This is a genomic window from Streptomyces olivoverticillatus, assembly GCF_014203555.1.
In the GTDB taxonomy this organism is placed as follows: Bacteria; Actinomycetota; Actinomycetes; order Streptomycetales; family Streptomycetaceae; genus Streptomyces; species Streptomyces olivoverticillatus.
This window is the reverse complement of the sequence record NZ_JACHJH010000001.1, coordinates 587,942-604,677: the sequence shown is the minus strand read 5'-3', so window position 1 is coordinate 604,677 and position 16,736 is coordinate 587,942. Positions and strand designations below refer to the sequence as shown.

The 16,736-nt window shown below is 72.1% G+C and carries 15 protein-coding genes; 5 read left to right on the top strand and 10 right to left on the bottom strand.

What is annotated here, in order from left to right; all coding sequences use genetic code 11:
• Nucleotides 1-182: 182 nt before the first annotated feature.
• From FHS39_RS02750 to FHS39_RS02735, 4 genes are all read right to left on the bottom strand, one after another.
• Complete coding sequence (locus FHS39_RS02750; RefSeq protein WP_184346108.1) at nt 183-2,225, bottom strand: SpoIIE family protein phosphatase; 2,043 nt, start codon at nt 2,223-2,225, stop codon at nt 183-185.
• Nucleotides 2,226-2,279: 54 nt separating this feature from the next.
• Nucleotides 2,280-2,957, bottom strand: coding sequence for a methyltransferase domain-containing protein (locus FHS39_RS02745; RefSeq protein WP_184346107.1), 678 nt, complete (start codon nt 2,955-2,957; stop codon nt 2,280-2,282).
• A gap of 125 nt (nt 2,958-3,082) precedes the next feature.
• Complete coding sequence (gene fomD, locus FHS39_RS02740; RefSeq protein ID WP_184346106.1) at nt 3,083-3,769, bottom strand: cytidylyl-2-hydroxypropylphosphonate hydrolase; 687 nt, start codon at nt 3,767-3,769, stop codon at nt 3,083-3,085.
• A 106-nt stretch (nt 3,770-3,875) separates the two neighbouring features.
• Entirely contained in the window at nt 3,876-5,270 is a 1,395-nt protein-coding gene (locus FHS39_RS02735; protein ID WP_184346105.1) for a class II fumarate hydratase, read from the bottom strand.
• Nucleotides 5,271-5,378: 108 nt separating this feature from the next.
• On the opposite strand from FHS39_RS02735, the gene FHS39_RS02730 reads away from it, so the two are divergent.
• Nucleotides 5,379-6,899, top strand: a complete 1,521-nt coding sequence (locus FHS39_RS02730; protein WP_184346104.1) for a ricin-type beta-trefoil lectin domain protein — start codon at nt 5,379-5,381, stop codon at nt 6,897-6,899.
• An 81-nt stretch (nt 6,900-6,980) separates the two neighbouring features.
• Here FHS39_RS02730 and FHS39_RS02725 read toward each other — a convergent pair whose 3' ends face one another.
• Nucleotides 6,981-8,672 carry a fumarate hydratase gene (locus tag FHS39_RS02725; RefSeq protein WP_184346103.1) on the bottom strand — a complete coding sequence of 564 codons (1,692 nt, stop codon included), beginning with the start codon at nt 8,670-8,672 and terminating at the stop codon, nt 6,981-6,983.
• A 183-nt stretch (nt 8,673-8,855) separates the two neighbouring features.
• Between FHS39_RS02725 and FHS39_RS02720 the strand changes: the two genes are divergently transcribed.
• Nucleotides 8,856-9,548 carry a DUF1707 SHOCT-like domain-containing protein gene (locus tag FHS39_RS02720; RefSeq protein WP_425507733.1) on the top strand — a complete coding sequence of 231 codons (693 nt, stop codon included), beginning with the start codon at nt 8,856-8,858 and terminating at the stop codon, nt 9,546-9,548.
• A gap of 169 nt (nt 9,549-9,717) precedes the next feature.
• Nucleotides 9,718-10,074, top strand: a complete 357-nt coding sequence (locus FHS39_RS02715) for a WhiB family transcriptional regulator (protein WP_045932326.1) — start codon at nt 9,718-9,720, stop codon at nt 10,072-10,074.
• 85 nt (nt 10,075-10,159) lie between these two features.
• On the opposite strand, the gene glpX is transcribed toward FHS39_RS02715, so the two are convergent.
• Nucleotides 10,160-11,191, bottom strand: a complete 1,032-nt coding sequence (glpX, locus tag FHS39_RS02710) for a class II fructose-bisphosphatase (protein WP_045932325.1) — start codon at nt 11,189-11,191, stop codon at nt 10,160-10,162.
• 163 nt (nt 11,192-11,354) lie between these two features.
• On the opposite strand from glpX, the gene FHS39_RS02705 reads away from it, so the two are divergent.
• The gene (locus FHS39_RS02705) at nt 11,355-11,909 is read left to right on the top strand and encodes a DUF4245 domain-containing protein (protein ID WP_221462273.1); all 555 of its coding nucleotides are present in this window, start codon (nt 11,355-11,357) and stop codon (nt 11,907-11,909) included.
• 63 nt (nt 11,910-11,972) lie between these two features.
• On the opposite strand, the gene FHS39_RS02700 is transcribed toward FHS39_RS02705, so the two are convergent.
• The 4 genes from FHS39_RS02700 to FHS39_RS02685 all read right to left on the bottom strand — a co-directional run bounded on the left by FHS39_RS02700 (nt 11,973) and on the right by FHS39_RS02685 (nt 15,605).
• Nucleotides 11,973-12,563: a malonic semialdehyde reductase gene (locus FHS39_RS02700; RefSeq protein ID WP_184346101.1), complete on the bottom strand. Its 591-nt coding sequence runs from the start codon at nt 12,561-12,563 to the stop codon at nt 11,973-11,975.
• Between the two features lie 140 nt (nt 12,564-12,703).
• Nucleotides 12,704-12,958, bottom strand: coding sequence for an exodeoxyribonuclease VII small subunit (locus tag FHS39_RS02695; protein ID WP_184346100.1), 255 nt, complete (start codon nt 12,956-12,958; stop codon nt 12,704-12,706).
• A gap of 10 nt (nt 12,959-12,968) precedes the next feature.
• Nucleotides 12,969-14,189, bottom strand: coding sequence for an exodeoxyribonuclease VII large subunit (gene xseA, locus FHS39_RS02690; RefSeq protein WP_184346099.1), 1,221 nt, complete (start codon nt 14,187-14,189; stop codon nt 12,969-12,971).
• Nucleotides 14,190-14,255: 66 nt separating this feature from the next.
• The gene (locus tag FHS39_RS02685; RefSeq protein ID WP_343069322.1) at nt 14,256-15,605 is read right to left on the bottom strand and encodes an APC family permease; all 1,350 of its coding nucleotides are present in this window, start codon (nt 15,603-15,605) and stop codon (nt 14,256-14,258) included.
• A 111-nt stretch (nt 15,606-15,716) separates the two neighbouring features.
• On the opposite strand from FHS39_RS02685, the gene FHS39_RS02680 reads away from it, so the two are divergent.
• Nucleotides 15,717-16,706 carry a 4-hydroxy-3-methylbut-2-enyl diphosphate reductase gene (locus tag FHS39_RS02680; protein WP_184346098.1) on the top strand — a complete coding sequence of 330 codons (990 nt, stop codon included), beginning with the start codon at nt 15,717-15,719 and terminating at the stop codon, nt 16,704-16,706.
• The last annotated feature ends 30 nt before the right edge of the window (nt 16,707-16,736 follow it).

Sequence of the window (16,736 nt, the reverse complement as noted above, 5' to 3'; positions counted from 1 at the left end):
GCCTCCCGGACGGGAACGGTGAGGGCGCGCCGGTGCGACCCTCCACACCGGCCAGTGAACTCCCGCCGACGACCTGTCGGCAACAGGAGTCTGGACACTGTCCAGAATTTCACCTCGTACGGGCGAACCGGCTCATGCAAACCCGCGACCGCAAATCCCGCCCATCCGGAGCAGCCGGATGATCAGCGCGCGTGCGCCTGCAGCGCCAGCTCGAACCACACCACCTTCCCCGTGCTGAGCCGCGTCGCCCCCCACCGCCGGGCCAGCTTGTTCACCAGGTACAGACCCCGGCCGCCCTCGTCCGACGGCCGCGCCTGCCGCAGCCGGGGCAGCTGCGGCACGTCGTCGCCCACCTCGCAGCGCAGCACGTCCGTCCGCAGCAGCCGCAGCGTGATCGGCCGCTCCGCATACCGCACCGCATTGGTGATCACCTCGCTGACCAGCAGCTCCACCGCGTCGGTCAGCTCCTCCAGGCCCCAGCGCACCAGCGCCCGGCGCGCCAGCCTGCGCGCCTGCCCGGCCGTCTGCGGGCGCGGGTCCAGGAACCAGTACGCCACGTCGCTCGGCGCGATGCCCTCGAAGCGCGCCGCGAGCAGGGCGATGTCGTCGTCCCGGTCGCCCGGGCCCAGCATCCCCAGCACCTCGTCGCACAGCGGCTCCAGCGGCGGTGGATTGGGACCCGTCAGCCGGGCCGTGTCGGTCAGTCGCTCGCGCAACTGCTCTATGCCGGTCCATACGTCCCGTATCCGGGATTCCACCAGGCCGTCCGTGTACAGCAGCAGCGTCGCCCCGGCCGGGGCGTCCAGCTCCACCGCCTCGAAGTCCACCCCGCCCACGCCGATCGGCGCGCCCGGCGGCACCCGCAGCACCTCGGCCCGCCCGCCGCGGTGCAGCAGCACCGGCGGCGGATGCCCGGCGTTCGCGATCACGATGCGGTGCGCGACCGGGTCGTACACCGCGTACAGGCAGGTGGCCATCCGGTCGCTGCCCAGGCGCTGCGCCTGCTCGTCGAGGTGGTGCAGCACCTCCTGCGGCGGCAGGTCCAGGCCCGCCAGCGTCTGCGCCGTGGTGCGCAGCTGGCCCATGATCGCGGCCGAGGTCATGGAGTGGCCCATCACGTCGCCGACGACCAGCGCCACCCGGTTGCCCGGCAGCGGGATCGCGTCGTACCAGTCGCCGCCGACCCGGGCGGTCTCCGCGGCCGGCAGATAGCGGCTGGCCAGCCGGACGCCGGTGGGCTGGGGCAGGGAGTCGGGCAGCATCGTGCGCTGGAGCTCGTCGGCGATGTAGACCTCGCGGCCGTAGAGCACCGCCTTGTCCACGCCCAGCGCGGTGTGGGTCGCCAGCTGCGCCGCCACCAGCAGGTCGTCGCCCTCGAAGGCGGCCCGGTCCCCGCGCCGGATGAAGACCGCCGCGCCGATCACCCGCCGCCGGCCGCGCAGCGGCGCCAGGATGGTGCGGTGCCGCTGCGGTACGTGCCTGCCTTCGCCCAGCAGCTCGGGGAGGGCTGCCCGGGCGGCCGAGGAGTCCCCGAAGACCGGTCTGACCCCCCGCAGCACCTCCGCGAGCGGCCCGCCTATGCGCACCTCGCAGCGCTCGGACGCGGCCTCCGCCAGCTCCGGGCCGAGCGCGGACAGATCCCGGTCGGCCTCGGGGTCGCCGTCGCCGCGCACGTACTCGGGCAGCCGGTCGGTGCGGCGCAGGCGCAGCACGACGGGGCCGACGGGCCGTTCGTCGCCGACCGGCAGCGGGTCGCGCAGGTAGACGAGGATGGCGTCGGCGAAGGTCGGCACGGTCGCCCGGCACAGGCCCAGCACGATCTCGTCGAGGTCTATGCCGCGCGCGATCCGCCGGGTCGCGGCGCCGACGAAGCGCAGCCGCTCGCCGCCGGACGTACCGGCGGGGGTCCGGGGCAGCCCGCCGCCGGACCCGCCGCCCTCGCCGTCGGGCGGTCCGGGGACACCGGCGGCGGCGCCCGGCCGCCGGGCGGCCTCCTGCCCGGCGTCGTCCTCGGCGGCCGCGTGGGCCTCGCCGCCGCGCGGGGCGGGCAGCTGCTGCGGGCCGGGGCCGACCGGGGTCGGGTCCGGGTGGGCTTCGCCGCGCGCCGTGGCGCGGGCCGGTGGCTCGCTGTGCCCGGTTGCTGCGACGGCTTCGCCGTCCGGCGCGGCGGACCGGCGGACCGGGGCGGTCCGCTGTCTTCCGTGGGAGTTGGGGTGCTCCGTCACGCGTGGGGTTCCATCCGTCGGGGCCGTGCGCCCGGTCGCCCGGGCGCACGTGGGTCAGGCGCGGCGCAGATTGAGGAAGATCTGGATCTCGGGTGGTACGTCCGTGCTCGCCGGGGCGTACGCCAGCGAGTTCTCCCCGGCGATCTCGAAGCCCGCTTGGGTGACGACGTCGCGCAAGTCGTCCCGCAGGTAACCGGATACCCGGATCGTGTTGCCGAGGAACGGGATCGAGAAGTCGTCCACGTCGGCCTCGACCATCGACAGGGCGAGCAGTCCGCCGGGTCTCAGCAGGGCGTGCAGCATGTGCAGCGCGTGCGGGATCTCGGGGCGGGGCAGCATCAGCAGGGTGAAGAAGGCGGCGATGCCGTCGAATTCGCGGCCCAGCCGCCCGTCGCGCAGGTCGGCCAGGTCGCCCAGGTGGAATTCCGCGTCGGGGACGTTGGTCCGGGCGAGGGCGAGCATGCCGGGGGAGAGGTCGCTGCCGACGACCTTGTGGCCCGCCTCCGCCAGCTGACGGGCGGTCGGCAGTCCGGTGCCGCAGCCGACGTCGAGGATGCGGGAGCCGGGCGGCAGGGAGGAGGCCAGCCACTCGCCCGCGGCGAGCTGGCCCTCTTTGTGCGGGAACGCCTCGTCGTAGCGGTCGCCGATGGCGTCGAACGCCTCGGCCTGTCCGCTGCGGTCCAGCCCTAACCGGGCGTAGCCGTCGTACTCCCGCCGGTCGTCACCGCTCACGGCTCCGCCCTTCCTGTGACTGACTCGGTCTCATCGTGCCGTGCTGTGCAGTATCGCGGAGGCCGATCCTACGGTTGTCGTGCGGGGAGTCGGCAAGCGATTCCCGCCTTGATTCGCGCCCCTTCTCACGCCCCGAGGCGTGCCGGGGTGCGGTCCCAGTCGTCGGGCAACGGCGGTACGGACCAGGCGGGATCGGGCCGCCAGTCCTCCCAGCCCGCGGCGAACGGTGCGTCCCAGGACTCGATCCGGGCGATGGCCTCGCGCCCCGCGGCGCGCACCCGGGCGGCCTGACCGGGCGTCATCAGCCCTGCCTGCTGGGCCTCGGCGAATTCGTCCTCGTCCTTCCACTCCCAACTGCGGTCGGGATAGACGGCGATGTCCAGGAAGTGGTCCTCGGAGTCGACGCCGCCGGCCCAGCGCGCGAGCGGTTCCTCGAGATTCACGTACCAGTTCTTGAAGCGCCAGTCGAGGTCCCAGAAGAGCCAGACCGACCAGGGCTCGCGGGGCCGGGCCAGCTTGAGCACCCCGGAGCCGTGCCAGCGGGTGACGGCGGTGGTGCGGGGCTTGGTGTAGCGGGTGGCCAGCGGCTCGCGGTGGACGGGGGTGCCGTCGGCGAGCAGCGGCTTGACGCAGTCGGTGCCGGGCGCCATCCAGACCGCGAGCAGGTCCGGGGTGTCCTGGACGACGGTGACGGGGCGACAGATGTGGATGGAGTCGCTGGCGTTGCCCCGGTAGCGCCAGAGGATGTGCTCCCCCGGCGCCCAGGATGCGTGCTCTGCCGTACCCGTCGTCTCCGCTGTCTCCGCTGCCATGCGCAGATCTTAGGTGCCCGTGCCAAGGATGCGCCGTGACGTGCGCCGCAAAGGTACGGGCCAAGGTACGGTCCAAGGCGCGGGCGGAGGGGGCCGCGCAGCCTGCTTAAGGGCGGGTCATGCGCAGCACGTCGAGCGCCTCGTCGAGCTGCTCGCGGGTGAGCAGTCCGCTCTCGACGTAGCCCGATTCCAGGACCACCTCGCGGATCGTCTTCTGTTCGGCAAGGGACTTCTTGGCCACCTTCGCCGCCTCCTCGTAGCCGAGGTAGCGGTTGAGGGGCGTGACCACGGACGGGGAGGACTCCGCGTACCGGCGGGCGCGCTCGACGTTGGCGGTGATCCCGTCGATGGTGCGGTCGGCGAGCAGCCGTGAGGCGTTGGCGAGCAGGCGCACGGACTCCAGGAGGTTCTTCGCCATCACCGGGAGCATCACGTTGAGCTCGAAGTTCCCGGCGGCACCGGCCGTGGCGACGGTGAGGTCGTTGCCGGTGACCTGGGCGGCGACCATCAGGAGGGCCTCGGGGACGACGGGGTTGACCTTGCCCGGCATGATCGAGGAGCCCGGCTGGAGGTCGGGCAGGACGATCTCGGCGAGGCCGGTGCGGGGGCCGGAGCCCATCCAGCGCAGATCGTTGGCGATCTTGGTGAGGCCGACCGCGACGGTGCGCAGCTGGCCGCTGGTCTCCACCAGCCCGTCGCGGGCGCCCTGGGCCTCGAAGTGGTTGCGGGCCTCGGTCAGCGGCAGTCCGGTGGTGCGGGCGATCTCGGCGATCACGGCGCCGGCGAAGCCGGGCGGGGTGTTGATGCCGGTGCCCACGGCCGTGCCGCCCAGCGGGAGTTCGGCGAGGCGGGGCAGCGCGGCGCGCAGCCGTTCCACGCCGTAACGGACCTGGGCGGCGTAGCCGCCGAACTCCTGGCCGAGGGTGACGGGCGTGGCGTCCATCAGGTGGGTGCGGCCCGACTTGACGACGTCGGCGAACTCCTCGGCCTTGCGCTCCAGCGCCTCGGCGAGGTGCTCCAGGGCCGGCATCAGATCGCGGGTGACCGCGGCGGTGGCCGCGATGTGGATGGAGGAGGGGAAGACGTCGTTGGAGGACTGGCTTGCGTTGACGTCGTCGTTGGGGTGCACGGCGCGGCCCAGGCGCTCGCTCGCCAGGGTGGCGATGACCTCGTTGGCGTTCATGTTGGACGAGGTGCCGGAGCCGGTCTGGAAGACGTCGATGGGGAAGTGCTCGTCCCACCGCCCCTCGACGACCTCGGCCGCGGCCGCCGCGATCGCCTCGGCAACATCGCGGTCGAGCACGCCCAGCTCGGCGTTGGCCTTCGCCGCGGCGCCCTTGATCCGGGCCAGCGCCTCGATGTGCGCGCGCTCCAGACGCTGGCCGCTGACGGGGAAGTTCTCCACGGCCCGCTGGGTCTGGGCCCGCCACTTGGCGTGCGCGGGGACGCGCACCTCACCCATGGAGTCGTGCTCGATCCGGTACTGCCCGTTCTCGGTCATCGCTCTCTACCTCCTGACAAACAAAGCGTTTGTCTTGTTCACCGTGTTCCCAAACGGCACTACCGACTAGTAAATACCGCGGGTAACAACTGAAATCGGGGAGGCTTCATGACACGCAGACCCACCCTGCGATGTACGTTCGCCGGCTTCGCAGCCTTCGCCGCCGCGCTCGGCGGGATGGCCGTCACCGGACCGGCGGCCCAGGCGCAGTCCCGCGCCGCCACCGCCTCGACCCCCCTTGCGCCCGAGCTGGAGAAGGTCCGGGCCGCGGAGTCCCTCAAGCTCTACGGCGACGCCGCCGAGCGCCCGCTCGAAGCGCGCAAGACCTCACTGGTCTCACTGGGCGACAGCGAGATCTCCGGCGAGGGCGTCGGCACCTACGAGCCGGGCACCGCCGGCCCGTCCAACTGGTGCCACCGCTCGCCCGACGCCGCCATCCACCGCACGGGGATACCCGCCGACGCCACCTACAACCTGGCCTGCTCCGGCGCCTCGACGGTCAACATCCGCATCGGCGGCAGCAAGCAGTACGCCGACGAGCTCGTCCAGAGCGACAACCTCGCCGTCAAGGCCCGCAACACCCGCGTCAAGATGGTGCTGCTCGTCGCGGGAGCCAACGACGACCTGCAGTTCGGCCCGGTGATGACCGACTGCGTCACCCGCTACGTGCTGCTGCAGGGCCCCTGCGAGCAGAAGTACGCGCCCGGCTGGCAGGGGCGCATCGACTCCCTGGTGCCCAAGGTCGAGCAGACCGTACGCGACCTGCGGAAGGTCATGACGGACGCGGGCTACGCGAGCGGCGACTACAAGCTCGTCGTGATGGGCTACCCGAGCCCCATCGGCCCCGACATCGAGGACAACCCCGACTACCCCGGCAAGATCCCCGGCGGCTGCCTCGGCTACACCTCGGACGCGGCGTGGGGCCGCAACTACGCAGTGCCCGCGTTCGAGCGCGGCATGCACCGGATCGCCCGGGACACGGGCGCGGTCTACCTCGACAACTCCCGTCTCTTCCACGGGCACGAGGTGTGCATGGACAACACGTGGGCGCGCGGGCTCTACATCGACCTGACCAACCCCTTCCCGCCCGACTCCAACTCCGTCCGGCAGTCCTTCCACCCCAACTTCCGCGGGCACGGGGCGTTCGCGTCCTGCCTGACGCAGCTGTATGCGTCGAACTATCAGGAAGCGGGCTGCGCGGACCCGGCGAGCACGGGGACCCCGGTGCTCACCAAGGGAGCGTGGGACGACGCCTTCCGCCCGCTGAAGAGCGAGGCGTCGGGGACGTGCGTGGACGCCTACGGAGCGGCCTCCGCCAACGGCACGGAGGTCGGCGGCTGGGACTGCTCGGGCTCGCGCAACCAGCAGTGGTGGTACGACGCGGGGCAGAAGTCCCTGCACACGGCGCTGACGCACGACCGGTGCGTGGACGTGCCGGAGGGCAAGTACGCGGCCGGGGCGGCCGTGGTGCTGTGGGACTGTCACGGCGGGACGAACCAGCGGTTCGAGCGCAACGGCGGCACGTACCGGCCCGCGGCGGCGCAGGATCTGTGCCTGGCCCTGGCCGGGGCAAAGGACGCGGTGCGGCTTGCGAAGTGTGACGGGTCGGCGTCGCAGCGCTTCGCGTGACGTTCCCCGGGGCTCCGCCCCGGACCCCGGTCCTCAAACGCCGGACGGGCTGATTTCAGCCCGTCCGGCGAACGGCTCGCGTCAGTTGCCGCCGCGCACCGGGATCGAGGTGAAGGTCGGCGCCGGCGCCGGGTCGACGAAGAAGTCGTTGCCCTTGTCGTCCACGACGATGAACGCCGGGAAGTCCTCGACCTCGATCTTCCAGACCGCCTCCATGCCCAGCTCCTCGTACTCGAGGACCTCGACCTTCTTGATGCAGTCCTGCGCCAGGCGCGCCGCCGGGCCGCCGATCGAGCCGAGGTAGAAGCCGCCGTGCGTGCTGCACGCGTCCGTGACCTGCTTGCTGCGGTTGCCCTTGGCGAGCATCACCTTGGAGCCGCCCGCGGCCTGGAACTGCTCGACATAGGAGTCCATCCGGCCGGCCGTGGTGGGGCCGAAGGAGCCGGAGGCGAAGCCCTCGGGCGTCTTGGCCGGGCCCGCGTAGTAGACCGGGTGGTCCTTGAGGTACTGCGGCATCTCCTCGCCCGCGTCCAGCCGCTCCTTGATCTTCGCGTGTGCGATGTCACGGGCGACGACCAGCGGGCCGGTCAGCGAGAGCCGCGTCTTGACCGGGAACTTGGTCAGCTCGGCGAGGATCTCGTCCATGGGGCGGTTGAGGTCGATGCGCACCACGTCGCCGTCCGCCTCGAGGCCCGCGGCGGAGCCGCTGTTGAGTTCGGCGTCCGTCGTGTCGGGCAGGAAGCGCGCCGGGTCGGTCTCCAGCTGCTCCAGGAAGACGCCCTCCGGCGTGATCTTCGCCAGCGCCTGGCGGTCGGCGGAGCAGGAGACGGCGATGGCCACCGGGCAGGACGCGCCGTGGCGCGGCAGGCGCACCACGCGCACGTCGTGGCAGAAGTACTTGCCGCCGAACTGCGCGCCGATGCCGATCTTCTGCGTCAGCTCGAAGACCTTCTCCTCCAGCTCCTTGTCGCGGAAGCCGTGGCCCAGCGCGGAGCCCTCCTCGGGCAGCTCGTCGAGGTAGTGCGCGGAGGCGTACTTGGCCGTCTTCAGCGCGTACTCGGCGGAGGTGCCGCCGACGACGATCGCCAGGTGGTACGGCGGGCAGGCGGCTGTGCCCAGCGAGCGGATCTTCTCCTCCAGGAACTTCATCATGGAGGCCTCGTTGAGGACCGCCTTCGTCTCCTGGTAGAGGAAGGACTTGTTGGCCGAGCCGCCGCCCTTGGCCATGAAGAGGAACTTGTACGCGCCGCCGTCGGTCGCGTACAGCTCGATCTGCGCGGGCAGGTTCGAGCCGGTGTTCTTCTCGTCCCACATGGTCAGCGGGGCCATCTGCGAGTAGCGCAGGTTGAGCTGGGTGTACGCGTCGAAGATGCCGCGGGAGAGGGCCTCCTCGTCGCCGCCCTCGGTGAGCACGTTCTGGCCGCGCTTGCCCATGACGATCGCGGTGCCGGTGTCCTGGCACATCGGCAGCACGCCCGCGGCGGCGATGTTGGCGTTCTTCAGCAGGTCGAGGGCGACGAAGCGGTCGTTGGCCGAGGCCTCGGGGTCGTCGAGGATGCGGCGCAGCTGGGCGAGGTGGGCCGGGCGCAGGTAGTGCGAGATGTCGTGCATGGCCTCGGCGGCCAGCTTGCGCAGCGCCTCGGGCTCGACCTTGAGGAAGGTGCGGCCGTCGGCCTCGAAGGTGGCCACGCCCTCGGCGGTGACCAGCCGGTACGGCGTGTTGTCCTCGCCCAGGGGCAGGAGGTCGGTATAGGCAAACTCGGGCCGAGACATCGCGGCGATTCCCTCACTCTGCGGATGATGGTGCTGGCTTCCTCGACAGCGCCTTCCAGGTTAGGGGGCGCGGCGGGTGGTGGGTTTGTGAGGTAAGGCTCACTCCGTCACTACCAGGGACAAAACCGGGGGCAGAACTCCGCCCCGTCGCGGCACTATCGCGATCTATCGCGTTTGGCTACTCTGGTTGGCGTGGACGAGCCATCTCTGGAAAAGCAGCCGGAGCCCGGACAGCGGGCCGACCTCGTAAAGCGCCCCGCGCCGCCCGCGACGGAGCTGCGCGCCTCCGACGCCGACCGCGACCGGATCGCGGACATCCTGCGCGAGGCGCTGGCCGAGGGCCGGCTCACCGCGGAGGAGCACGCCGAGCGGGTGGGCGGGGTGTACACGGCGAAGACGGTCGGCGAGCTGGAGCCGCTGATCAGCGATCTCCCGGTGGACCGGCGAGCAGCGGACGCGACCGCCCCCGCGCGCCCGTACGACGCTTCCGTGCGCCCCGGGGTGGCGGAGGCCGAGAATCTGGTCGCCGTCTTCGGCGGCTCGACGCGCAAGGGCCGCTGGCGGGTGCGGTCGCGGACGAACGCGTTCGCGCTCTTCGGCGGTGTGGAGATCGATCTGACCGAGGCGGTCTTCGAGCAGCGGGAGATCGTCATCAATGCCGCCGCGGTGTTCGGCGGGATCGACATCAAGGTTCCGGAAAATGTCTCCGTGCGTTCGACGGGCACGGGCATCTTCGGCGGATTCGACGTCACGACGCGCGAGGCGACGGACCCGGATGCTCCGGTCGTCGTGGTCACGGGCTTCGCGGTGTTCGGCGGAGTGGAGGCGAAGGCGAAGCGGGGCAAGCGGCTGAAGAACCTCCGGGCGGGCTCCTGACGGCAGCGCACGGCATTCCGGTCATGGCAACGGTGTGAATAAGCTCGCGCACAGCGGGTAAAGCTTGGTGCATCGTCTCTCGTACGGCTGCGGGTGCGAATGGCCGTGCGCGTCGAGGCGGGCAAAGGTGACTCAATCGGCCCAGCAAAGCCGTCGTCAGGAGTAGACCGTGCTGCTACCGCATCAGCCCCTGCAGGAAGCCGCCGTACCGTCCCAGCGGATTTCCGCTCGGGAACAGGCCGGCCCCTGGCATTCGGAGGCGGTGTGCCGCCGGGATGAAGCCGGGCTGTTCTTCGCACCATCAAAGGAGCCCACGGCCGCCCGCCTTTCGCGCGAGGAGGCCGCCAAGCGCGTCTGCGCCCGTTGCCCGGTCATGGTCGAGTGCCGCGAGCACGCCCTGCTCCAGCCGGAGCCCTACGGGGTGTGGGGCGGGCTGACCGCCGCCGAGCGCCGGGTGGTGCTGGCCCGCCGCCGGCGGCGCGAGGCGGAGCTGCAGCGCGCCACGCGCATCGCAGCGGCGGGCTGACCGCCGCACACGGATATCCAACGGGCCGGGCCCCGCCGATCATCGGCGGGGCCCGGCCCGTTGGCGGCTGAATTCACACCCGGTGTCAGCTGGGGCGCTCGAAGTCGATGGCGCTGTAGGCGCGCAGCTTCGACAGCCGGTGCTCGGAGTCGATCTGGCGGATCGTGCCCGACTTGGAGCGCATGACGAGCGACTGCGTCGTCGCCGTCTCGCCGCGGTAGCGGACGCCGCGCAGCAGCTCGCCGTCGGTGATGCCGGTGGCGACGAAGAACACGTTCTCGCCGCTGACCAGGTCGTCGGTGTGCAGGACCCGGCCCAGGTCGTGGCCGGCGGCCAGGGCGCGCTCGCGCTCCTCGTCGTCCTTGGGCCACAGCTTCGCCTGGATGGTGCCGCCCAGGCACTTCATCGCGCAGGCCGCGATGATGCCCTCCGGCGTGCCGCCGATGCCCAGCAGCAGGTCCACGCCGGTGCCCTCGCGCGCGGCCATGATGGCGCCGGCCACGTCGCCGTCGGTGATGAACTTGATCCGGGCCCCGGCCTCGCGGATCTCCTTGACCAGCCCGTCGTGGCGGGGGCGGTCGAGGACGACGACCGTGACGTCCTCGACGGAGGAACGCTTCGCCTTGGCGATGCGGCGGATGTTGACGGCGACGGGCGCGTCGATGTCGACGAAGTCGGCCGCCTCCGGGCCGGTGACCAGCTTGTCCATGTAGAAGACGGCGGACGGGTCGAACATCGTGCCGCGCTCGGCGACGGCCAGCACGGAGACGGCGTTCGCCATGCCCTTGGCGGTCAGCGTGGTGCCGTCCACCGGGTCCACGGCGACATCGCACTCCGCGCCGGTCCCGTCGCCCACGCGCTCGCCGTTGTAGAGCATGGGGGCGTTGTCCTTCTCCCCCTCGCCGATGACCACGACACCGTTCATCGAGACGGTGTGGATCAGCGCGCGCATCGCGCGTACGGCCGCGCCGTCGGCGCCGTTCTTGTCGCCGCGGCCGACCCAGCGGCCCGAGGCCATGGCGCCCGCCTCGGTGACCCGGACGAGCTCCAGGGCGAGGTTGCGGTCGGGTGCCTCGGGGCTGACCTCGAGCTGGGACGGCAGATGGTGATCGGTCATCGGGCGGACCTTTCTGTACGGCGGCGGCCGTGGTGAGGGTGCTGATGACTTTATCGGTTCATTGCGAGAGTGAGCAGGGCACCCCACGCATGAGCGGCGTCAAGGTCCGGCCACGTCACCACGGGCCCCACCTGCGTCAAGATCGGTGCGGGCATGGGGGACCATGGGGGACGTGGCAGGTAGGAACGGTAAGACGCAGACGATTCGGAACATGCTGCTGTCGTTGGCAGTGGTGATTCCGGTGGCCGGGCTGAGCTATCTCTTCATCCCGCACGACGAGTCCAGGGATCCGGTCAAGACGGTGGACTACCGGGTGGAGCTGGACACCGTCCGGCGGACGGCGCCGTACGCGGTGGCCGCACCCGAGGGGCTGGGCGAGGGCTGGCGCGCCACCTCGGTCTCGTACGAGCCGCGTGGCAAGGACGGCTCGGTGTGGCACCTGGGCTTCCTCGACCCGACGCGGCAGTACGTCGCGGTCGAGCAGAGCGACGGCCCGGCGCGCTCGTTCATCGACAGCGCGAGCCAGAGCGCGGAGAAGACGGGCGGCACGCAGAAGGTGGGCGATGCCACCTGGCAGCGCTACGAGGGCCCCAAGTACAACGCCCTGGTGCGCGAGGAGCACGGCGTGACCACGGTGGTCACCGGCACCGCCTCCAACGAGCGGCTGACGCAAATGGCCGCCGCGCTCAAGGCCGAGAAGGCGAAGTCCTCGGGCTGAGCACGGCGGCCGGCGGCCCCGTCCGGCGGGGGGAGCCGAGCGGGGCTGGTCCGACGGGGCCGGTCAGACGGTGGTGACGGCCTGGTCGAAGGACAGGCGCGGGGAGCGCGGGTGGAAGGCGTCCGCGCCCGGCTTGCCGATGTTGACGACCATCAGCGGGGTGTGGTCGTCGTCCAGGAACTCCTTCTGCACGCCCGCGAAGTCGAAGCCGGTCATCGGGCCCGCGGCCAGGCCGGCGGCGCGGATGCCGAGGATGAAGTAGCCCGCCTGAAGGGTGGCGTTGGCGGCGGCGGCCTGCTCACGGGCGGCGCGCTCGCTGAAGAAGACGTCCTTGGCCTGCGGGAAGTGCGGGAACAGCGTGGGCAGTTCCTCGTGGAACTCGTTGTCCGCGGCGAGGATGGCGACCAGCGGCGCGGCGGCCGTCTTGGCGCGGTTGCCCTCGGCCATGTGGGAGACCAGGCGCTCGCGGGCCTCCGCGGAGCGGACCAGCACGATGCGCAGCGGCGACTGGTTGAAGGCCGTGGGGGCGAGCTTGATCAGGTCGTAGACGGCCTGGATCTGCTCCTCGGAGACGGGCTCGTCGGTGAAGGCGTTGGCCGTGTGGGCCTCGCGGAAGAGCAGGTCCTGGGCGGCGGTGTCGAGCGCGAGAGTCATGGGGGCACCTCGTAAAGCGGGATTTCCAAGCTGGCAACAGCCAATCTACGAGGAAATAGATTAACTTTCAACTAAAACGAGGGCGCGTGAGACCCACCTCACAACGTGCTTGCTGATGGCTCAGCCCCCAGGGGGCTGCTTTAGCCCTCGGGTTCCGCTTCGGCTTCCGCTTGGTCTTCCTCTGCCAGCGCCGCGTCCAGCCGCGCCCGCGCGCCCTCCAGCCAGCGGCGGCACACCTTGGCCAGCGCCTCGCCCCGCTCCCACAGGGCCAGCGACTCCTCCAGCGAGGTGCCGCCCGCCTCCAGGCGGCGCACCACGTCGATCAGCTCGTCCCGCGCCTGCTCGTAGCCCAGGGCGTCGAGATCCTCCACTGCCCCGCCTGTCGTCGTCGCCATGCGCTCCAGCCTATTCGGTAGGTGTGACAAGGGCCCGCACCGCGAACTCGCCCTCCGCGACCCGCGCCCGCAGCTCCTCCTCGGCCGCCACCTCCGCCGCCGCCCGCACCACCGAGCCGTCGGCGTGCTGCAGCACCGCATAGCCGCGGCGCAGGGTCGCCGCGGGGGAGAGGGCGACCACCCGGGCGTGGGTGTGGGTGAGCTCGGACTCCGCACGGTCCAGCAGATGCCCGAGCGTGCGGCGGGCCCGGCCCTCGAGCGCGGCGATCTGCTCCTCGCGCTCCTCCACCATCCGCTGCGGCCGCTCCATGCACGGCCGCGCCCGCGCCGCCGCGAGGCCGCGCTCCTCCCGGTCCAGGTGCGCGGTGACACAGCGCAGCGCGCGCTCGCGCAACTGCCGCACCCGCGCCAGCTCCTCGCCCACGTCCGGCACGACCCGCTTCGCCGCGTCCGTCGGCGTCGAGGCGCGCAGGTCGGCGACCAGATCGAGGAGCGGGGTGTCCGGCTCGTGCCCGATCGCCGACACCACGGGCGTACGGCAGGCGGACACCGCCCGGACGAGCTGCTCGTCGGAGAACGGCAGCAGGTCCTCCACGCTGCCGCCGCCGCGGGCCACGATGATCACGTCCACCTCGGGGGCGGCGTCCAGCTCCTTGACCGCCTCCATGACGCTCGGCACCGCGTGGACCCCCTGCACGGGGACGTTGCGCACCTCGAAGCGGACGGCGGGCCAGCGGTGCCGGGCGTTCTCCAGCACATCGCGCTCGGCGGCCGAGGCACGGCCGCACACCAGCCCGATCAGCTGCGGCAGGAACGGCAGCGGCCGCTTGCGCTCGGCGGCGAACAGCCCCTCCGCGGCCAGCGCCTTCTTCAACTGCTCGAGCCGGGCCAGCAGCTCGCCGACGCCCACCGGCCTGATCTCGGTCGCCCGCAGCGACAGCTGGCCGCGCGGCGCGTACCACTCGGGCTTGGCGAGCACGACGACCCGCGCGCCCTCCGAGACGACGTCGGCGACCCGGTCGAAGACCGCGCGGTAGCACGTCACGGACAGCGAGACGTCGTGCGAGGGGTCACGCAACGTCAGGAACACGACGCCGGCACCGGGGCGCCGGGAGAGCTGGGTGATCTGCCCCTCGACCCAGACGGCCCCGAGGCGGTCGATCCAGCCGCCGATCATGCGGGAGACCTGTCCTACGGGCAGCGGCGCATCCGGCGAGGTGTTGACAGCCATGCGCCGAGCCTAGCGGCGGCCACCGACAGCCCGGGGCGGTACGAACAGGCGCAGGCACGGCCTCGCTCAGCCTGTCGTCCGCCGCACCGCCTGTGCCCCCAGCACCCCCAGCCCCGCCGCCAGCCACAGGGCGCCCACTGCCTGGGCCGCCCCCGCGGCCGTCGCGATGACCGCGGCCACCACTGCCAGTCCGGCCAGCGGCACCATCACGTGGACCACCGGGCGCAGCGCCCCGCGCTGTCGGCGGAACCAGCCGATCACCGACAGGTGCAGCAGGGCGAAGGCCGTCAGGGCACCCACGTCCACCACCGACACCAGCCGGTCCAGGCCGTCGTCGCGCCGGGCCGCCCACACCGCCGCCACCAGCGTCACCGCCGCCGCGCCCAGGAGTGCGGCCCGCGGAGCGCCCGAACCCCGGTCCACCTTCGCCAGCAGCCCCGGCAGCCGGCGGTCGCGCGCCATCGCGAACAGCAGCCGCCCGGCCGCCGCCTGGCCCGCCAGCGCCGCGAAGGCCGCCCCGACCGCCTTGCTCGCCGCCACCACGTGGTGCAGCCAGAGCCCCGACGCGGCGTCCACCGTGTCGTAGAACGCCGCACCCTGCCTGCCCGGCGCGGCCGCGAGCTCGGCCGCGGACATCGGGGCGAGCAGCGCCACCAGATACGTCTGCACCACGAACAGCACACCGGCCGCCACCAGACACGTGACCACCGCCCGCGCCACCCGCTCCGAGCCCCCCGCGGACTCCTCCGCGAACGCGGCGATCGCATCGAAGCCCAGGAACGACAGCACCGCCACCGACACGCCCCCCAGCACCGCCGCCGCCGAGAACCCGCCCTCCCCGGCCAGCGGTGTGAGCCACCCCCGCCGCGCGCCGTCGTGCGCCAGCGCGACCACCGCCGCCACCACGAAGACGGCCAGCACCGCCAGCTCCAGCACCAGCACCCAGAACCCGGCCAGCGCCGCGGTCCGCACCCCCGCCAGGTTGAGGGCGGTCGTCACCACCACCGCGGCCGCTGTCCACACCCACTGCGCCACCGCCGGCACCAGCGCGTGCAGGGCGATGCCCGAGAAGAGGTAGGCGACCGCCGGGATCAGCAGGTAGTCGAGCATCGCCATCCACCCGGCGACGAACCCCGCAGCCTCGCCGAGCCCCACGCGCGCGTAGGTGTAGACCGAGCCCGCCCGCGGCGCGACCCGCACCATCTGCGCGTACGAACAGGCGGTGAAGGCCATGGCGCAGGTCGCCACCGCGTAGACGGGCGCGACCGCCCCGTGCGACCTGGCGTCCAGCGTGCCGAAGACGCCCACCGGTGCCATGGGCGCGATGAAGAGCAGACCGTAGACGACCAGATCGCGGAAGGAGAGCGCGCGGCGGAGCGAGCCGTCGCCCGCGGCGGGCGGTGCGGATGCGGACACGGGCTGCCCTCCTCGACCGGCCGGCCGCCCCGGCCGTCGCCAGTATTCGGCGTCGGCACGCCCCGGACGGGCGGGCCACGCCGGTGAAACGGGCCCCGTACGATGGTGGGCATGACTGCTAAGACCTCCCGCAAGGTCCTGCTCGCCGCCCCGCGTGGTTACTGCGCGGGCGTCGACCGTGCCGTGATTGCCGTCGAGAAGGCTCTGGAGCAGTACGGCGCGCCCGTCTACGTGCGTCACGAGATCGTGCACAACAAGTACGTGGTCAAGACGCTGGAGAAGAAGGGCGCCATCTTCGTCGAGGAGACGGCCGAGGTGCCCGAGGGCAACATCGTCATCTTCTCCGCGCACGGCGTCGCCCCGGTCGTCCACGAGGAGGCCGCGCGCGGCAAGCTCGCCACCATCGACGCGACCTGCCCGCTGGTCACCAAGGTCCACAAGGAAGCCGTCCGCTTCGCCAAGGACGACTACGACATCCTCCTCATCGGCCACGAGGGCCACGAAGAGGTCATCGGCACCAGCGGCGAGGCCCCCGAGCACATCACGCTCGTCGACGGCCCCGGCGCTGTGGCGAACGTGGAGGTCCGCGACCCCGACAAGGTCGTCTGGCTCTCCCAGACCACCCTGTCCGTCGACGAGACGATGGAGACGGTCGACGCCCTCAAGGGCCGCTTCCCCAACCTCCTCTCGCCGCCCAGCGACGACATCTGCTACGCCACGCAGAACCGGCAGACGGCCGTCAAGCAGATGGGCGCCGAGGCCGACCTCGTCATCGTCGTCGGCTCCAAGAACTCCTCGAACTCCGTCCGCCTGGTCGAGGTCGCCCTCGGCGCCGGCGCGCGCGACGCCCACCTGGTGGACTACGCCGAGGAGATCGACGAGGCCTGGCTGGAGGGTGTGAGCACGGTCGGCGTCACCTCCGGCGCCTCCGTCCCGGAGATCCTCGTCCAGGGCGTCCTGGAGTGGCTGGCCCACCGCGGCTTCGAGGACGTGGAGGTCGTCACGGCCGCCAAGGAGTCCATCACCTTCTCCCTCCCCAAGGAGCTGCGCCGGGACCTGCGGTCCGAGGCCGCGGAGCTGGCGTCCCCGTCCGAGGGGTAATCACGCACGTCGGCCCTTAGCGTGGTCGGC

Excerpts from the sequence above, each read along its gene's own strand:
- FHS39_RS02695 (WP_184346100.1), bottom strand. The coding sequence starts at position 12,958 with ATGGCGACGACGACAGGCGGGGCAGTGGAGGATCTCGACGCCCTGGGC.
- FHS39_RS02730 (WP_184346104.1), top strand. The coding sequence starts at position 5,379 with ATGACACGCAGACCCACCCTGCGATGTACGTTCGCCGGCTTCGCAGCC.
- FHS39_RS02705 (WP_221462273.1), top strand. The coding sequence starts at position 11,355 with ATGGGGGACGTGGCAGGTAGGAACGGTAAGACGCAGACGATTCGGAAC.
- FHS39_RS02735 (WP_184346105.1), bottom strand. The coding sequence starts at position 5,270 with ATGACCGAGAACGGGCAGTACCGGATCGAGCACGACTCCATGGGTGAG.
- FHS39_RS02680 (WP_184346098.1), top strand. The coding sequence starts at position 15,717 with ATGACTGCTAAGACCTCCCGCAAGGTCCTGCTCGCCGCCCCGCGTGGT.
- fomD (WP_184346106.1), bottom strand. The coding sequence starts at position 3,769 with ATGGCAGCGGAGACAGCGGAGACGACGGGTACGGCAGAGCACGCATCC.
- FHS39_RS02700 (WP_184346101.1), bottom strand. The coding sequence starts at position 12,563 with ATGACTCTCGCGCTCGACACCGCCGCCCAGGACCTGCTCTTCCGCGAG.
- glpX (WP_045932325.1), bottom strand. The coding sequence starts at position 11,191 with ATGACCGATCACCATCTGCCGTCCCAGCTCGAGGTCAGCCCCGAGGCA.
- FHS39_RS02725 (WP_184346103.1), bottom strand. The coding sequence starts at position 8,672 with ATGTCTCGGCCCGAGTTTGCCTATACCGACCTCCTGCCCCTGGGCGAG.
- xseA (WP_184346099.1), bottom strand. The coding sequence starts at position 14,189 with ATGGCTGTCAACACCTCGCCGGATGCGCCGCTGCCCGTAGGACAGGTC.